18 protein-coding genes, 1 tRNA gene and 1 pseudogene are annotated in these 15,962 nt (G+C 44.5%); 7 read left to right on the forward strand and 13 right to left on the reverse strand.

Features of this window, described 5'->3' with window-relative positions; genetic code table 11:
• Positions 1-27: 27 nt before the first annotated feature.
• Both ACHLI0_RS08305 and ACHLI0_RS08310 read left to right on the forward strand, forming a co-directional pair.
• The gene (locus ACHLI0_RS08305) at positions 28-822 is read left to right on the forward strand and encodes a thymidylate synthase (protein ID WP_490748882.1); all 795 of its coding nucleotides are present in this window, start codon (positions 28-30) and stop codon (positions 820-822) included.
• A gap of 4 nt (positions 823-826) precedes the next feature.
• Complete coding sequence (locus tag ACHLI0_RS08310) at positions 827-1,321, forward strand: dihydrofolate reductase (protein ID WP_490748883.1); 495 nt, start codon at positions 827-829, stop codon at positions 1,319-1,321.
• A gap of 19 nt (positions 1,322-1,340) precedes the next feature.
• Here ACHLI0_RS08310 and ACHLI0_RS08315 read toward each other — a convergent pair whose 3' ends face one another.
• Positions 1,341-1,820 (reverse strand): Lrp/AsnC family transcriptional regulator, encoded by a 480-nt coding sequence (locus ACHLI0_RS08315; RefSeq protein ID WP_008761061.1) that lies wholly within the window; start codon positions 1,818-1,820, stop codon positions 1,341-1,343.
• A gap of 152 nt (positions 1,821-1,972) precedes the next feature.
• On the opposite strand from ACHLI0_RS08315, the gene ACHLI0_RS08320 reads away from it, so the two are divergent.
• Together ACHLI0_RS08320 and ACHLI0_RS08325 are read left to right on the forward strand one after the other, a co-directional pair.
• A complete protein-coding gene (locus ACHLI0_RS08320; protein ID WP_490748885.1) occupies positions 1,973-3,250 on the forward strand; it encodes an IgA Peptidase M64 in 1,278 nt (425 codons plus the stop codon).
• 180 nt (positions 3,251-3,430) lie between these two features.
• On the forward strand, positions 3,431-3,967 hold the full coding sequence (locus ACHLI0_RS08325; RefSeq protein ID WP_119200048.1) for a GNAT family N-acetyltransferase: 537 nt from the start codon (positions 3,431-3,433) through the stop codon (positions 3,965-3,967).
• Positions 3,968-4,148: 181 nt separating this feature from the next.
• On the opposite strand, the gene ACHLI0_RS08330 is transcribed toward ACHLI0_RS08325, so the two are convergent.
• From ACHLI0_RS08330 to ACHLI0_RS08370, 9 genes are all read right to left on the reverse strand, one after another.
• Positions 4,149-4,619 carry an ExbD/TolR family protein gene (locus tag ACHLI0_RS08330; protein ID WP_008761058.1) on the reverse strand — a complete coding sequence of 157 codons (471 nt, stop codon included), beginning with the start codon at positions 4,617-4,619 and terminating at the stop codon, positions 4,149-4,151.
• Between the two features lie 3 nt (positions 4,620-4,622).
• On the reverse strand, positions 4,623-5,216 hold the full coding sequence (locus ACHLI0_RS08335) for an ExbD/TolR family protein (protein WP_008761057.1): 594 nt from the start codon (positions 5,214-5,216) through the stop codon (positions 4,623-4,625).
• Between the two features lie 35 nt (positions 5,217-5,251).
• Positions 5,252-5,737: a hypothetical protein gene (locus ACHLI0_RS08340; protein WP_008761056.1), complete on the reverse strand. Its 486-nt coding sequence runs from the start codon at positions 5,735-5,737 to the stop codon at positions 5,252-5,254.
• A gap of 6 nt (positions 5,738-5,743) precedes the next feature.
• Complete coding sequence (locus tag ACHLI0_RS08345) at positions 5,744-6,547, reverse strand: MotA/TolQ/ExbB proton channel family protein (protein WP_008766463.1); 804 nt, start codon at positions 6,545-6,547, stop codon at positions 5,744-5,746.
• Positions 6,548-6,622: 75 nt separating this feature from the next.
• A tRNA-Ser gene (locus ACHLI0_RS08350) sits at positions 6,623-6,710 on the reverse strand.
• Between the two features lie 120 nt (positions 6,711-6,830).
• On the reverse strand, positions 6,831-7,607 hold the full coding sequence (locus ACHLI0_RS08355; protein WP_016269566.1) for a TatD family hydrolase: 777 nt from the start codon (positions 7,605-7,607) through the stop codon (positions 6,831-6,833).
• Positions 7,601-8,317 (reverse strand): hypothetical protein, encoded by a 717-nt coding sequence (locus ACHLI0_RS08360; protein WP_008761053.1) that lies wholly within the window; start codon positions 8,315-8,317, stop codon positions 7,601-7,603. Before ACHLI0_RS08360 ends, ACHLI0_RS08355 begins: the two co-directional genes overlap by 7 nt.
• Positions 8,318-8,332: 15 nt before the next feature.
• A complete protein-coding gene (locus tag ACHLI0_RS08365) occupies positions 8,333-9,307 on the reverse strand; it encodes a polyprenyl synthetase family protein (RefSeq protein ID WP_490748886.1) in 975 nt (324 codons plus the stop codon).
• A gap of 70 nt (positions 9,308-9,377) precedes the next feature.
• The gene (locus ACHLI0_RS08370; RefSeq protein WP_008761051.1) at positions 9,378-10,061 is read right to left on the reverse strand and encodes an energy transducer TonB; all 684 of its coding nucleotides are present in this window, start codon (positions 10,059-10,061) and stop codon (positions 9,378-9,380) included.
• A gap of 222 nt (positions 10,062-10,283) precedes the next feature.
• Here ACHLI0_RS08370 and cmk point away from each other — a divergent pair, with 222 nt between their 5' ends.
• The 3 genes from cmk to pfkA all read left to right on the forward strand — a co-directional run bounded on the left by cmk (position 10,284) and on the right by pfkA (position 12,970).
• Complete coding sequence (gene cmk, locus ACHLI0_RS08375; RefSeq protein ID WP_008761050.1) at positions 10,284-10,973, forward strand: (d)CMP kinase; 690 nt, start codon at positions 10,284-10,286, stop codon at positions 10,971-10,973.
• Between the two features lie 18 nt (positions 10,974-10,991).
• The gene (locus ACHLI0_RS08380) at positions 10,992-11,861 is read left to right on the forward strand and encodes a 4-hydroxy-3-methylbut-2-enyl diphosphate reductase (protein ID WP_055220064.1); all 870 of its coding nucleotides are present in this window, start codon (positions 10,992-10,994) and stop codon (positions 11,859-11,861) included.
• A gap of 128 nt (positions 11,862-11,989) precedes the next feature.
• Entirely contained in the window at positions 11,990-12,970 is a 981-nt protein-coding gene (pfkA, locus tag ACHLI0_RS08385; protein ID WP_005678872.1) for a 6-phosphofructokinase, read from the forward strand.
• A 131-nt stretch (positions 12,971-13,101) separates the two neighbouring features.
• Here the strand turns inward: pfkA and ACHLI0_RS08390 are convergent, their stop codons facing one another.
• From ACHLI0_RS08390 to ACHLI0_RS08400, 3 genes and pseudogenes are all read right to left on the reverse strand, one after another.
• Positions 13,102-14,475, reverse strand: coding sequence for a PepSY-associated TM helix domain-containing protein (locus tag ACHLI0_RS08390; RefSeq protein WP_258973358.1), 1,374 nt, complete (start codon positions 14,473-14,475; stop codon positions 13,102-13,104).
• A 67-nt stretch (positions 14,476-14,542) separates the two neighbouring features.
• Positions 14,543-14,917, reverse strand: coding sequence for a DUF4374 domain-containing protein (locus tag ACHLI0_RS08395; RefSeq protein ID WP_234134099.1), 375 nt, complete (start codon positions 14,915-14,917; stop codon positions 14,543-14,545).
• A pseudogene (locus tag ACHLI0_RS08400) lies at positions 14,897-15,883 on the reverse strand (DUF4374 domain-containing protein); the annotation flags it as partial. The pseudogene ACHLI0_RS08400 and the gene ACHLI0_RS08395, both read right to left, overlap by 21 nt.
• Positions 15,884-15,962 lie beyond the last annotated feature (79 nt).

Genomic DNA, 15,962 nt, shown 5'->3' on the forward strand with positions numbered 1-15,962 from the left:
CACCAACTTATTGGAAAATTATTCGCTATGAAACAATATTTAGATTTACTCAATCGCGTATTAACTGAAGGAACTGAGAAAAGTGACCGTACAGGAACCGGAACGATCAGTGTGTTCGGACATCAGATGCGTTTCAACCTCGACGAGGGTTTCCCGTGTCTGACCACCAAAAAACTGCATCTGAAATCAATCATCTACGAGTTACTCTGGTTTCTGCAAGGTGATACGAACGCGAAATATCTGCAAGAACACGGTGTACGCATCTGGAACGAATGGGCGGACGAAAATGGTGATTTAGGTCATATCTATGGCTATCAGTGGCGTTCGTGGCCCGACTACGACGGCGGATTCATCGACCAGATCAGCGAAGCGGTAGAGACGATCAAGCACAATCCCGACTCCCGACGTATCATTGTCAGCGCCTGGAATGTAGCCGATTTAAAGAATATGAATCTGCCTCCCTGCCATGCCTTCTTCCAGTTTTACGTGGCAGACGACCGGCTGAGCCTGCAACTTTACCAGCGCAGCGCGGATATATTTCTCGGAGTCCCGTTCAATATCGCATCATATGCACTGCTGCTACAAATGATGGCGCAGGTGACAGGACTGAAAGCGGGTGAATTTATCCATACACTTGGCGATGCCCATATCTATCTGAACCACTTGGATCAGGTCAAATTACAGCTTAGCCGCGAACCACGCGCATTGCCTCAAATGAAAATTAATCCGGATGTGAAGAGTATCTATGACTTCCAGTTCGAAGACTTCGAACTGGTGAACTACGATCCGCATCCACATATTGCCGGAATAGTAGCGGTATAAAACCATGAGTAAAATATCAATTATTGCCGCCGTAGACCGCCGAATGGCGATCGGCTTTCAGAATAAACTGCTTTTCTGGTTGCCCAACGACTTGAAACGCTTCAAGGCACTGACTACCGGAAACACCATCATAATGGGAAGAAAAACCTTCGAATCGCTGCCGAAAGGTGCGCTGCCCAATCGCAGAAACGTTGTATTATCCACCCGTCCGGATACGGTATGTCCCGGTGCGGAAGTCTTCCCGTCGCTGGAAGTCGCCCTGCAAAGCTGCAAGGAAGATGAGCACATCTATATAATAGGTGGCGCAAGCGTCTACCGACAGGCACTTCCTCTTGCCGACGAACTTTGTCTGACGGAAATAAACGACGTTGCTCCCGAAGCCGATGCCTTCTTTCCGGAAGTATCTCCGGCTCAATGGCACGAAAAAAGCAGAGAAGCTCATCCCGTGGATGAGAAACATCTCTGCCCGTATGCTTTTGTAGATTACGTGAAACAGTAAGCTATTTTATTCTGTACGATTAATCTTCGTCTTCTATGTCGACCATAATCGGCATCTGCCGCTTTATGGCTTCATGGAAAGAGATTAGTGTCTCCGTACGCGCCAACCCCAAAGGTTGCAATTTATCATGTATGATACTCAGCAAATGGTGATTGTTCTTAGCGTAAATCTTGATAAACATATCATATTTACCAGTAGTGAAATGGCACTCTACTACTTCCGGAATAGCTTCCAAAGCTCTTGTTACCGAATCAAAGGATTCCGGATCTTTCAGATATATACCAATATAAGCACAAGTTTCATATCCTATCTTCTCAGGATCGATCACATATTCCGATCCTTTCAATATTCCCAGATTAGTCAACTTCTGAATGCGCTGGTGGATAGCCGCCCCGGAAACGTTACACGCTCTTGCTACTTCCAAAAAAGGAATACGCGCGTTCCCTGCTATTAATTTCAGAATTTGCTCATCTAAAGCATCTAATTGATGATGTCCCATTTTTGAATCAAATTGTTTTAATCAATGAATCTTTCATGCAAAGTTAGCTATTTTTCGGCAACAAATACTATGATTTATTACTTTTATTTGCAAATATCGAATAAGTCAACAATAGTTTGTACCTTTGTGAAAAACATAAATATACTATTTATATGAAACAAATTTGCAGTATTCTTCTTTTTTTCCTGATTTCGGCAGGAAGTTATGCGCAAAACTTTGCAGATTATTTTCAGAATAAGACATTGCGGGTAGATTATATCTTCACCGGAAACAATAAGCAGCAAACGATCTATCTGGACGAGCTGTCTCAGCTTCCCTCCTGGGCAGGTCGTGAACATCATTTGTCCGAACTTCCGCTCGAAGGCAACGGGCAGATTATCGTCAGAGACCTCGCCACCCGACAGTGTATCTACAAGACTTCCTTTTCTTCTCTGTTTCAAGAGTGGCTGTCCACCGATGAAGCCAAGGAGACAGCCAAAGGCTTCGAAAATACATTCTTGCTTCCCTACCCCAAACAGCCGGCAGAGGTAGAAATCGTGCTGTTCTCTCCCCGCAAGGAAGTGATGACCAGCTTCAAGCACATTGTCCGTCCGGACGATATCTTGATTCATAAACGGGGAACATCGCACGTCACTCCACACCGGTATATGCTTCAGAGCGGTAACGAAAAAGAGTGCATAGATGTCGCTATCCTGGCAGAAGGCTACACGGAAAAGGAAATGGATTTATTCTATCAGGATGCGCAGAAAGCCTGCGAAAGCCTGTTTGCGCACGAACCGTTCCGGTCGATGAAAAACAAATTCAACATAGTGGCTGTAGCCAGTCCGTCGATTGACAGCGGAGTCAGTGTTCCCCGCGAAAATCAATGGAAACACACGGCCGTTCATTCTCATTTCGATACTTTTTACTCGGACCGTTACCTGACTACAAGCCGGGTGAAGGCCATCCACAACGCTTTGGCCGGCATTCCTTATGAGCATATTATTATCCTTGCCAATACGGATGTGTACGGAGGCGGAGGAATTTACAACTCATATACGCTGACTACCGCTCATCATCCGATGTTCAAGCCTGTAGTGGTCCATGAATTCGGACATAGCTTCGGAGGCTTGGCGGATGAATATTTTTATGATGACGATGTAATGACGGACACGTATCCGCTGGATGTAGAGCCGTGGGAACAGAACATCAGTACACGGGTAAATTTCGCCTCGAAATGGGAAGATATGCTTGCACCGAATACGCCTGTCCCCACACCTGTAGCACAACATCAAAACTATCCGGTAGGTGTATATGAAGGCGGCGGTTACTCAGCCAAAGGTATTTATCGGCCGGCATTCAATTGTCGCATGAAAACAAACGAATATCCTGAGTTCTGCCCGGTATGCCAGCGTGCTATCCAGCGGATTATTGAGTTCTATGTCCCTTAATTAAAGGCAGATGCAGGAATTCTTTTTCTTTTAGAATTCCTGTCTGACTCCTGACATAGTAACATCTCATAGTATCATATAACTGATATAATATAACACCCGATAGAGTATAACATTTGGTATAGCAATACCGGGTATAGCAACAAAAAACAATATTGTCAAACTTAAAACCCAAACCGTATGATCAGATTTCAACCGATCACCACATCAGACGTACAACATTACAAATTTATGGAAGAGCTTCTCGTCGAATCGTTTCCACCCGAAGAATATCGCGAACTGGAACATCTTCGTGAATATACAGACCGGATAGGCAACTTCCATAATAATATCATTTTTGACGATGACCTGCCCATTGGCTTTATCACATATTGGGATTTCGATGAATTCTATTACGTAGAACACTTCGCTACCAATCCTGCATTGCGCAACGGAGGCTACGGGAAACGCACATTAGAGCATTTATGTGAGTTTCTGAAACGCCCCATTGTACTGGAAGTAGAACGCCCGGTAGAGGACATGGCCAAACGCCGTATCAACTTCTACCAACGCCACGGGTTTACACTGTGGGAAAAAGACTATTACCAGCCGCCATATAAAGAAGGAGACGATTTCCTGCCTATGTATCTCATGGTACACGGCAATCTGGATGCAGCAAAGGATTATGAAGGAATAAGACATAAACTCCATACAATCGTTTACGGAGTCAAGGAATAAAGGAACAAAGGAATCGGAAGAAACATACTTCGGATAGATTTTAGATCATATCCGGCAGACGAAGTTCAGACATAAAGTCTGCCTCTGCCGGAGAATAATAAACAGAGAGGCTAAAAGAGAAGCTAAAAAGAAAGGGCGTCCAATTGCTTGGACGCCCTTCTCTATATATCAAATTAACTAATTATTTCTCACCACGTTTAGTAGAAGAATAGTTAATCTTCAAAGCGTAAGATTTTCTAAGAGCATTCTTCACGTCTGTGATAATACCCATTTTAGTCTTTTGGTCTACTTTCAGAGACACAGTCATCTTAGCTTGGTCACCCTCATTCATACTTGCACGTTCCTGGAAAATGAAGTCTTGTACTTCGCCAACTTCGGCATAGCTGTCGTTGAGCTGAATACGACTTTCAGTACCCATTTTCGCACGATATTCCTGAGTCGGTTCACCCACATAAATGAATGTTACCAGCGATTTCTTCTCCAGTTTTTCGAGTTCAGTACCTACCGGAAGTGTAAACTGTACCTTTAATGTTACCTCGCGCATTGTTGTTACAATCATAAAGAAGAACAACAAAGTAAAGATAAGGTCAGGCAACGAAGAAGTATTCAATGCCGGCATTTCACGTTTACCAGTTTTATTAAATTTTCCCATTACTTACTTCCTTTTTTCTCCGTATTTTTTAGGTTCTGCCTCAGAAATTCTCTGCGGATAGATTTCACGAATTGCTTTTTGCTGTTCGTCGTTCAATTCCGCATAAGGTCTTTGCCATTTCTGAAGGGCCAGTTCATCTCTCAATTCATTGTATGCAGCAACAAGTTCGTTCTGCACGCTGATGTATGCCTGATAAGAAGATCCACGGTCATTCTGCAAAGAAATTACATGCTTGTCGTTAACGAGAGTCGTACCGAAAAACTCCACATTCTTCTGTGTCTTTTCAGGCATGTGCTCTGCATTGCCGGCATTAGCAATAAATTCTTTAGCTTTTTCCCTTAGTTGCTCAACACCGATATAATCATTACCGCACATCAAAGCATCATCCTTATTCAGGTATACCTGCAAAATGTTACGTTCTTTGATCTTATCTGTATTCTGTTGATCTTGATCTTCGGGTGGTGGAGGCAAAAGTCTTGCCAAACCACGGTCCGTATCCATTGATGTTGTAATCAAGAAGAAGATCAGCAACAAGAAAGCGATATCCGCCGTAGAACTTGAGTTAATATCAGGAACTTTTCTTTTTCCTCTTGCCATTGTAATTACTTATTAAATTGAGTATCCTCAATTGATTATGATATTTTTTTCTTTATGCCACTTGCAATGATTGCAACGATTGTTACAAACAACAAGATGTAGATGGAATAAAGGAACATATCAGTTAATTTCAGCCAGAAAGGAACGTTGTCAGTACCGTCATAACCTGGGATATTCATCGGTGTTCCATCACCAGCAGCCCAAGCAATCACTAAAACAACAACCAAAAGAACCAAACCAAGCAATGACTTAATTGCATTTGCAGGGCTATCTTTCAAAGCTGCTCCAAATTGGAATACAGCAGCAACTACTGTAGCAGCAACAGCCAAACCAAATAACCCATAAATGAGCATCAGTAAGGCATTTGTGTTTGCCGGTTGCCACATTTCAGGATCTACTCCCGCAATGACATCTGCTCCTTGAGCATCACCACCCAGGTAGAAAAGCCCCAGGACAATGAGGATGATGGCAAACATCGCATACAGTGCGTAATACGATACTTTATATGATAACTTACTCATTTCGAATTATTTTTTGTATTTCAGATCATATTTGATTACCATGTCAAGCAAAGAGATAGAAGAGTCTTCCATTTCGCTTGTAAGAGCTTCAATCTTAGCAAGTACGTAGTTGTAGAATACCTGAAGAATCAAAGCAACGATCAAACCGAAAATAGTTGTAATCAAGGCAACTTTCATACCACCTGCAACAACCGTCGGAGAGATATCACCTACCTGCTGGATCTTATCAAATGCCTGCACCATACCGATTACAGTACCCAAGAATCCGAGTGACGGAGCCATAGCGATAAACAGTGTGATCCAAGAACATCCTTTTTCAAGGTAACCAGCCTGTACACCACCGTAAGATACTACTGACTTCTCAACTACATCGATACCTTGGTCGATTCTCATCAAACCCTGGTAGTAGATAGAAGCAACAGGACCTCTGGTGTTACGTGCGATGTCTTTAGCAGCTTCAACATCACCTTTTTCCAAAGCAGCTTCGATAGATGCCATGAATTTTTTTGTGTTGATTTCAGCCAAGCTCAAATAGATGATACGTTCGATACAGAAAGCCAAACCGATTACCAAAGCAATAGCAACCAAACTCATGAAAGATGCAGTACCTTCGATGAATTTAACTTTGATTTCTTTGTGAATACCACCTTCTTCTGCAGCAGGAGCAGCGGCCGGAGCAGCTTGAGCAGCAGCAGGAGCAGCTTGTTGTTCAGTTTGTTCTGCTGCAGGAGCGTCTTGAGCCTGAGCAAGTTGAATTGAGCCAAATGTAAAGGCCCCAATCACAGCAACAATTGCAAATAACTTTTTCATTGTGTGTCTAATTTTTAAGATTAATTAATTGATTATTATTTATTGTATTTACTTCACGTTTCAACTTTTGTTCTGCGGAGAGACGGGGATTCGAACCCCGGATACACTTTTGGCGTATACACGCTTTCCAGGCGTGCCTCTTCAACCACTCGAGCACCTCTCCTTATGAGTTTTCCGCATTTTCAGCTACAAATGTATCCTTTTTTTTCTTTTCCTAAAGCATTATCCCTTTTTTATCTTAAATAAATACTGCAAATTAATATAATTTAAAACCTTTGGAACCTTATTTGACCATTCCGAACACTTTTAGCGCATTTTCGGAAGTGGCTTGTGAAAGGTGCTCCGGGGTGGTCCGATAAATTTCTACCAGTTTCAGGAACGTATCATGCACATTCGCACTTTCATTCCTCTTCCCCCGATTGGGGGCCGGGGTCAGATACGGTGAGTCCGTTTCGAGCACAATCCGCTCCAAAGGCACTGTTAGCAAGGTATCCGGCAGTGAGGACTTTTTAAAAGTGACCACTCCGTTGATTCCCAACATGAAACCGCCAAATTCAAGCAACCGGGCCGCTTCTTCGGCATTTCCGGTGAAACTATGAAAAATACCGGTCAAAGCAGTGTTTTTATAGGGCTCCATTACCTTATATATATAGTCGAATGCCTCCCGCGAATGAACCACGATGGGCAATTTATATTCGAGCGCCCATTCTATCTGTTTCTCAAAAACGTACAGTTGTTCGTTCAGAAAGGTTTTATCCCAATACAAATCAAGCCCAATTTCGCCAATGGCTACAAAATTATTGGGTGCTTCCAGACGCTCCCGGACAATTGACAGTTCCTGCCGGTATGACTCGTTCACCGAGGTAGGATGCAATCCGATCATCGGATAACAGAAATCAGGATAATCCGCACAAACCGACAGCATGGATTCAATCGTCGTACTGTCAATATTGGGCATGTAAATACGCGAAACACCTGCCTGACGTGCACGTTCCATCACCTGTGGCAGGTCATCGGAAAATTCTTCCAAAAAAAGATGGGAATGAGTATCTATTAACATGACAATTTGCTTTCTTCTTTTACTTTTTCGTTGGAACGGTAGTAATATACCAGTCCATAGTCACGACATTTTGCCAACCGGGCTTCATTAGGATTCACTTCCTGAAACTTCGCTTCCACCTGATTCCAGATATCCAGAATCAATTCATCCGCCCGGTCACGCATCGAAGCCAGTTCATCCAGACTCCGGTTGGTGGCAGACTGGTAATTTTTCTGACGTTCGTAGCTATCCAGAAAAATATCATAATGCACTTTTACGCGCGCAATAGTCGGGTTATAAATGGGGATCCCCCCTTGAGAGGTTCTCCGCTGCTCTCCTTCAATGATTTTTCTCCCCCACTCTACCAAAGCTGCTTCACTTAATAAATCCGGTACCACATTCGCTTCCGGAAGATCATAAAGTTCTTTATGCACCGGTTTGATTTCATCGCGAAGCACCGCGAGGTTGAGCACTTGAATAAAATGGGATATATACAGCCGTGCCATCCGCACATTCGCCTGATGCTTGCGACTGGCTCTCGACTGGTTGTCATAACATTGGGTATAGTAAATCTGCGCAGCTTCAAACTTCAGCAGAAAATTACGGGCTTCGAATAATGTTTTCAGTGAGATAGCCAAGTCCCGCACATTATACACGTCACCCTTCTCGACCGCTGCTTTCAGCGCCCGTACTCTGGCTTGATCCGTATTTGGCAATCGTCTGTAAGGCATTTCCCACCAACTTTACTACATTTCCCGATACATCAGTAATTTCACTAAATTCTTAAGTTCTTTCTTCTTCTCTTCGGCAACCGCAACTGCTTCAAGGCTCTCCATAGCCAGCGTATAATATTCGCGCATTTTGTTTTCACAAACGCTACGGATAGTCAACTGATTATAGATCTCCGTCACTGCCGCTATCTTTTCTGCCGGCTGACAGTTCTCTGCATTCAGCCAGCGGTTCAGTTCTTCCAGCTGTTCTCCGCTTGCACGTTCCAGTGCTTTGATCAGCATATATGTCTTCTTATTGCAAAGGATGTCTCCACCGATTTTCTTTCCGAACACTTCCGGATCGCCATAAACATCCAGCAAATCATCCTGTAACTGGAATGCAACCCCTATCTGCATACCAAAATTATAAAGATTCTCCGCATCAGCGGCAGACGCTCCTGCCAGAATCGCACCGGTCTTCAGACTTGCGGCAAGCAATACAGCCGTTTTCAGACGAATCATTTCAATATATTCGTCTTCCGCCACATCGTTGCGCGACTCAAATTCCATATCCAACTGCTGCCCTTCACAAATTTCCAACGCAGTCAGACTAAACAAATCAATGACTTCTTTCAAATGCTCGGGCGCACAACCGGCTACATACCGGAAAGCCAGTATCAGCATGGTATCACCCGACAAAATAGCTGTGTTATCGTTCCAGACCTTATGCACAGTAGGTTTTCCTCTGCGCATATCCGAACGATCCATCAGATCATCATGCAACAAGGTGTGATTATGATAAACTTCGATACCGATAGCAGGATCGTAAATTGATGAAACATCTTCCTTATACAAGTTATATGCCATCAGCATCAATACAGGACGAATCCGCTTTCCTCCCAGAGAAAGGATGTATTCGATTGGTTCGTAGAGTCCTTCCGGAGTCCGGGTTATCTGAATTTCAGATAGGTGGTTGTTTATTTTATCAAGTAATTGAGAAGCTGTAAACATGATGAAAACAAAGATTAATGAATAAAAAGAGGCTGCATTCGCAGCCTCTTAAATGTATGAGTGTTACAAATTACTGCAATCTGAACATTACAGGAACTGTAAATTTAACGCGAACCGGTTTACCACGCTGCATACCTGGTTTCCATTTCGGCATCGTGTTGATCACACGGAGAGCTTCTTTATCCAGATACGGGTCTACACTGCGTACAACTTTTGCATCTACGATACTACCGTCTTTGTTAACAACGAACTGTACGATAACACGACCTTGAGTACCATTTTCCTGTGCGATAGTCGGATATTTGATATTTTTAGCCAGATACTGCATCAATGCTGCCTGTCCACCCGGGAAGTCCGGCATGTTTTCTACAACTTCGAAGATAGTCTGTTCTTCCGGCTCTTCCTCAACTACTTGTACCGGTACGTATTTTACTTCCACTTTCGGTGTGTTATCCTCATTAAGGATGGTAGTTGATTCTTCAATATCTGCCTGGTCATCGACAATTTCCAGCAATTCGGCCACCTTCGGTGCCTCGGGTGGTGGTGGAGTCGCTTGTTCAGGGGTTTCGGTAATAGGAATGATTTCCTCTTCAAAAACAACATCAGCTACAGCCTGGCTTGTATCGATTTTCACGTCACGCTGGGTCCATTCGAACGCCACGAACATAAAAGCCAATACCACCACGTAACCGATCAGCAGCCATGTGGATTTCTTTCCTTCCAGGTCTGCCTTGGGTGATTTTTTAACTTCCATAATTTTGTTAATATAATGATTAATAAAAAAAAGTGTCTTCCTATGTGTCTCTGGGCAAATATACTACATTTTCAGATAACCGTCCGTTTCTTCGTATCTTTTTATCCGGCTTTTTAACTTTTTTAATTCTTTCATACTCATTCAGTTGCTTTTACAGTCAAATCTATGGCTGATTTTCAAAATAAGCGTATCTTTGGCGGACAAATATAAGAAGCAGATAATATGAAAAAGATAACAATCGCAATCGACGGCTTTTCCTCCTGCGGAAAAAGTACAATGGCCAAAGATCTCGCCCGCGAAGTAGGATACATTTATATAGATAGTGGGGCAATGTATCGCGCAGTCACCTTATATAGTATTGAAAATGGGATATTTAACGGAGACGTTATTGATACGGAGAAGCTGAAAGAAGCAATCCGGGATATCCGGATTACTTTCCGCCCCAATCCGGAGACGGGACGTCCGGACACCTACCTCAACGGGGTGAACGTAGAGAATAAAATCCGTACAATGGGGGTTTCGTCCAAAGTCAGCCCTATCAGCGCACTCGATTTTGTACGCGAAGCGATGGTAGCACAGCAACAGGCCATGGGTAAAGAAAAAGGGATTGTGATGGACGGACGGGACATCGGAACCACGGTTTTCCCGGATGCGGAACTGAAAATATTTGTTACGGCCACACCGGAGATTCGTGCCCAACGCCGTTTTGACGAACTGAAAGCAAAAGGCCAGGAAGGCAGTTTCGAGGAAATTCTTGAGAACGTAAAGCAACGGGATTACATCGACCAGCATCGTGAAGTGAGCCCATTGCGCAAAGCGGACGACGCTCTGCTGCTCGACAATTCCAATCTGAGCATCGAACAGCAGAAGGAATGGCTGTCGGAACAATTCGGGAAAGTAGTAAAGGAATAGAGGATAGAAATCGAGTGTATGATTAAAGTAGAGATAGATGAAGGTTCCGGCTTCTGCTTCGGCGTGGTCACAGCCATCCACAAGGCGGAAGAAGAACTGGCAAAAGGAGAAACGCTCTATTGCCTGGGAGATATTGTACACAACAGCCGGGAGGTAGAAAGGCTGAAGGCAATGGGACTGATTACGATCAACCGTGATGAATTCAGACAATTGCGCAATGCCAAAGTGTTGCTTCGCGCACACGGAGAGCCACCGGAGACTTACCAGATCGCCCACAAGAATAATATCGAAATCATCGATGCAACCTGTCCGGTCGTACTGCGGCTTCAAAAGCGCATCAAACAAGAGTTCCGGAAGGAAGATTTTGAAGAAAAGCAAATTGTGATCTACGGCAAGAACGGTCATGCAGAAGTGCTGGGACTGGTAGGGCAGACCGGCGGTCAAGCCATTGTCATCGAAAGTGCGGAAGAAGCCAAAAAGCTGGATTTCACTAAAAGCATCCGCCTTTTCTCGCAGACCACAAAGTCTCTGGACGAGTTTCAGGAGATTGTAGAATACATCAAACTCCACATTTCACCGGACGCCACTTTCGAATATTACGATACAATCTGCCGGCAGGTAGCTAACCGTATGCCCAATCTCAGGGAATTTGCGGCAACGCACGATCTGATTTTCTTCGTCAGCGGGAAAAAGAGTTCGAACGGAAAGATGCTTTTTGAAGAATGCCTGAAAGTAAACGCCAACTCACATCTAATTGATAATGAGAAAGAAATCGATCCTTCTTTACTCCGGAATGTAGAATCGATCGGCGTATGCGGAGCGACTTCCACTCCCAAATGGCTGATGGAAAAAATACATGACCATATCCAGCTATTGATAAAAGATTAAAAAGAAAGATAGAAGAGACAATTTGAATATTTTTAATGGTTTCGACACACGAAAAAAAACTTATGAAACACTGCTTTCAACTTTTTGTTGTACATTTGCCACGTCAAACTAATTAATGAAAGATTGTTATGGGAACAGTTAAATGTATCGGTATTTTGACTTCGGGAGGTGATGCTCCGGGAATGAATGCGGCCATCCGCGCAGTAACACGTGCAGCTATCTACAACGGACTACAAGTAAAAGGTATATATAGAGGATACAAAGGTCTGGTGACAGGCGAAATCAAAGAGTTCAAGAGCCAGAACGTAAGTAATATCATCCAACTGGGTGGAACCATCCTGAAAACAGCCCGCTGTAAGGAGTTCACCACACCGGAAGGCCGCCAGCTGGCTTATGATAATATGAAAAGAGAAGGCATCGATGCTTTGGTGATCATCGGTGGTGACGGTTCGCTGACAGGCGCCCGAATCTTCGCACAGGAATTCGATGTTCCATGTATCGGACTTCCGGGAACGATTGACAACGACCTTTACGGCACGGATACCACTATCGGATACGATACCGCATTGAACACCATTCTGGATGCAGTAGATAAAATCCGCGACACCGCCACTTCACACGAACGTCTGTTCTTTGTAGAGGTGATGGGACGTGACGCCGGATTCCTCGCTCTGAACGGTGCCATTGCTTCGGGAGCCGAAGCAGCCATTATTCCGGAGTTCAGTACGGAAGTCGACCAACTGGAAGAATTTATCAAGAACGGATTCCGCAAATCCAAGAATAGCAGTATCGTACTGGTAGCGGAAAGCGAACTGACAGGTGGTGCCATGCACTATGCGGAACGTGTGAAAAACGAATACCCGCAATACGATGTGCGTGTGACAATCTTAGGACACTTGCAACGCGGTGGAAGCCCTACAGCTCACGACCGCATCCTGGCAAGCCGTTTGGGTGCCGCTGCCATCGACGCTATCATGGAAGACCAGCGCAACGTGATGATAGGTATCGAGCACGATGAAATCGTTTATGTACCATTCAGCAAAGCTATCAAGAATGATAAGCCGATCAAGAGAGATCTGGTCAATGTATTGAAAGAACTTTCAATATAATAAAGGTAATACATTCATATAAGGTAATATAAAGAACGGTGGACGCAATGAGAGATTCAATGGTCCACCGTTCTTGTTTCAATAAAGCTATCACTATTTCCAGGAGTCCGGACCGATATACCGGCATTCTTTCAAGCAATATCTCTTTTCCCCGCGGCAGATAAAGCGATCGTCTTTTCACGCTTTCTCTTATTCATCATTTTCTTAATCCACAAATAATAACCGGTCAACGGCAAGGAAGCACCCACTAATGCAGCCAAAAAAGTAAGTATACGTGTCGTCATACCTCCCCAGTTGCCTACATGAACAGAGTAAATCCAACCGCGTATTTTTCCCGCCTTATCCTGATGCTGATAAAGACTCGTCTCTGTAAATTCACCATTTTCCGTATTAAATGAATAACGGTCAGCAGCACGTTGATTCCCCAAACGGTCGAAAGCAACGCTAGCCGTACCGGAGGAAACACTGATCTGTTTGTATGCCGGATTCTGAAGACTCAGTTTGTCATATATTTCCTGCCAATAAGCAAAGGCAGAAACAACAGGCTTTGGCTGTTCAGTTTGCTGGTGTTTCCAATGTCTGCCGCCCTCATGCAGGTTGCCTTCCTGCCGTTCACTTTGTGAATAATCTGCGGATAAGCCTTCCTGTTTTTCTCGATGCGGCCTGTCCGGACGACCTCTTCTGCCACTTCCACGTTCTTCGGCATTCTCCCGTCCTTCAGTTTCAGCCTTCGGCTTTCCATCCTGCAAAGCCAGTCGGGCATCTCCTTTCGAAGTGCTTTCTTTCTGCCCGTGCCCATGCCCGCCCTGCTGCTGCACTTCCACACCAAAAACTTTATAAAAAGCTGTCCGATACCAAGTGAAAGACCACGTCAGTCCGGTCAGCGACATAGCCAGCAGAAGAACCAGCGCATACATTCCTCCCGCCACATGCAAGTCATACCAAAACCGCTTCCAGCCTTTCGTGCCCGATATCTTCAGACTATTTTTCAATGCCTTACGTGTACGCGGCCACCAGACAATGATTCCGGAAATCAAGACTACGACAAACATCAAAGTGCTGACGCCTACAATCATCTTTCCCCAGAAAATCCCCTCACCTCCCGGATTCATACTATCCAGCAACCAGCGGTGCATCCGAAACATAAACGCAAAGAAACCGCTGCGCTGATTCTTTCCGGTAATCTCGCCCGTATACTGATCGACATACACCGAAGAACGGCGGGGTTTGGAAAGACTCACCTGATAAGTGCGTTCCGGATCAGAGGAAATGCTGACACCCGACACAGAAACATCGTCGGGCAACGTGGCAGCCACCTTTTCCAACAACTGATCAACCGGTAGCGGAGCTGCCTCAACTTGTTTCACAAAGTAAAGTTCCGGCCACATCAGTTCATTTACCTCATTCTCGAACACCAGCATGGCGCCGGAGAAACAGATAAGCGTGATTATTATTCCGAAGGGGACTGAGAGCCACAAATGAATTTTTCGAAAAAACTTTCTCATTGTATTTGTATGGGTTACTTTTGGCACAACCTTGCTGATTTCATGATTGGCAAAGAATATTCAACATTTAGTCTGTGAAAGTAGCGTCAACAGCTGATGAAGAGATGATATTTTCTCCAAAAATACCGTAAGTGGTAAAGCGGGTAATCGTATATTCGTTCGAACGTTTCGCAATACCGCCGTTTGTATTCAGTTCATAGGCTGTGGTTACACCTTCATTTCCCTGATTGTATTGGAGGCGATACAGATATTGGTCTTTGTAGAAAATCCAAGCAGTACCGGTAGCAGTTTCAAATCCGTTATTGTTGCCGGGAGTTACACTGCCACTTTCGAGAGTCGAGGTAGCCAATAAGTAGTTGGCTGTACTGTTGGCCGATGTTACGGTAGCCGATACGACGTAAGTTGAGTGCGAATCCTTGGCAAGTCTACCTATCGCAGTGATTCCGGTAGCGTTGACAGTCAGCCCTTTTGTTGCCGTATGAGTAACCGGATCAATTTTATAAATAGCCGGATGATTGGTTTCTCCGTCTGCAGTAATGGGAATGACGCCGACATAAGCCACGCCGTTCTCACAAAACGGGGTACCGGAGAAAGAAGAGATACGATCCGGTTCAGGCAGTCCGTCTACATAGTGCAGTTCTCCCTTATCACCATTTCCTGTCGCCTTGAAGACAGCCATTCGCGTAGCTCCCGTGCCACGTGAGTTGATTTCGCCTGTGTACATCTGCAACAAGAAATAGTCTCCGGCGATGTGCCAGCAGCGCAGGAATGACTTGCCGCCCGAGAGTTCTTCCAGATTACAGTAATAGCTGTCAAAGTCAGTCGCGCCAGCTTTGATGCGGACCACTCCTGCCGGTAAGTTGGTTTTCTGTACGTCGGCATCCATGATCTTGGCATAACTCGGGGAAAACACATATACGTCTCCATTGTCGGCAGCCCAAATCGTCTGATAATACTGTGAACGCATACGTCCGCAAGCATAACTGATTTTGTCCGTCCTGATCAGCGTCGGGTTGTTGAAGTTTTCATCGTTGTAGATAGCCACCCATGCTTCGTTGGGGTACTGAGTCCACTGCAGTTCCCCTTTCTCATAGCTGGAGCTGTTGCTGCCTCCGTCTTCGGTTTTCACCAGTTCCGGATATTTCACCCACTTTCCATCTTCAAAAGCCGATCCGTATACACTTAGTCCCATAGAAATAGGAGCGGTATAAATTTTATTGTTGGCTTCAAGAATACCGGCGAAAGTAACGTACTCGCCATTTCCCAAAAAGTTTTCGCCACGGATGACATCTCTGTTTTTCATGATCTGGTCAGTCACATGCAGATAGGTAATAGCTATTCCCTTCTGTACGGATTGCGTTTCTTCCGGAGCAACGGCTCCCTCAGTTTCATCACAAGAGGTACAAAGCGTACCTGTCAACAGAGCCATTGCAAAGCTCCACATCAAAAAATTCTTCTTCATCTTTTTTTGAGTATTTGTAGTTAAT

This window comes from Bacteroides sp. RCH18 (assembly GCF_058231005.1).

Coding starts and splice junctions, on each gene's coding strand:
- ACHLI0_RS08305 (WP_490748882.1), top strand. CDS start 28: ATGAAACAATATTTAGATTTACTCAATCGCGTATTAACTGAAGGAACT.
- ACHLI0_RS08310 (WP_490748883.1), top strand. CDS start 827: ATGAGTAAAATATCAATTATTGCCGCCGTAGACCGCCGAATGGCGATC.
- ACHLI0_RS08315 (WP_008761061.1), bottom strand. CDS start 1,820: ATGGGACATCATCAATTAGATGCTTTAGATGAGCAAATTCTGAAATTA.
- ACHLI0_RS08320 (WP_490748885.1), top strand. CDS start 1,973: ATGAAACAAATTTGCAGTATTCTTCTTTTTTTCCTGATTTCGGCAGGA.
- ACHLI0_RS08325 (WP_119200048.1), top strand. CDS start 3,431: ATGATCAGATTTCAACCGATCACCACATCAGACGTACAACATTACAAA.
- ACHLI0_RS08330 (WP_008761058.1), bottom strand. CDS start 4,619: ATGGGAAAATTTAATAAAACTGGTAAACGTGAAATGCCGGCATTGAAT.
- ACHLI0_RS08335 (WP_008761057.1), bottom strand. CDS start 5,216: ATGGCAAGAGGAAAAAGAAAAGTTCCTGATATTAACTCAAGTTCTACG.
- ACHLI0_RS08340 (WP_008761056.1), bottom strand. CDS start 5,737: ATGAGTAAGTTATCATATAAAGTATCGTATTACGCACTGTATGCGATG.
- ACHLI0_RS08345 (WP_008766463.1), bottom strand. CDS start 6,547: ATGAAAAAGTTATTTGCAATTGTTGCTGTGATTGGGGCCTTTACATTT.
- ACHLI0_RS08355 (WP_016269566.1), bottom strand. CDS start 7,607: ATGTTAATAGATACTCATTCCCATCTTTTTTTGGAAGAATTTTCCGAT.
- ACHLI0_RS08360 (WP_008761053.1), bottom strand. CDS start 8,317: ATGCCTTACAGACGATTGCCAAATACGGATCAAGCCAGAGTACGGGCG.
- ACHLI0_RS08365 (WP_490748886.1), bottom strand. CDS start 9,307: ATGTTTACAGCTTCTCAATTACTTGATAAAATAAACAACCACCTATCT.
- ACHLI0_RS08370 (WP_008761051.1), bottom strand. CDS start 10,061: ATGGAAGTTAAAAAATCACCCAAGGCAGACCTGGAAGGAAAGAAATCC.
- cmk (WP_008761050.1), top strand. CDS start 10,284: ATGAAAAAGATAACAATCGCAATCGACGGCTTTTCCTCCTGCGGAAAA.
- ACHLI0_RS08380 (WP_055220064.1), top strand. CDS start 10,992: ATGATTAAAGTAGAGATAGATGAAGGTTCCGGCTTCTGCTTCGGCGTG.
- pfkA (WP_005678872.1), top strand. CDS start 11,990: ATGGGAACAGTTAAATGTATCGGTATTTTGACTTCGGGAGGTGATGCT.
- ACHLI0_RS08390 (WP_258973358.1), bottom strand. CDS start 14,475: ATGAGAAAGTTTTTTCGAAAAATTCATTTGTGGCTCTCAGTCCCCTTC.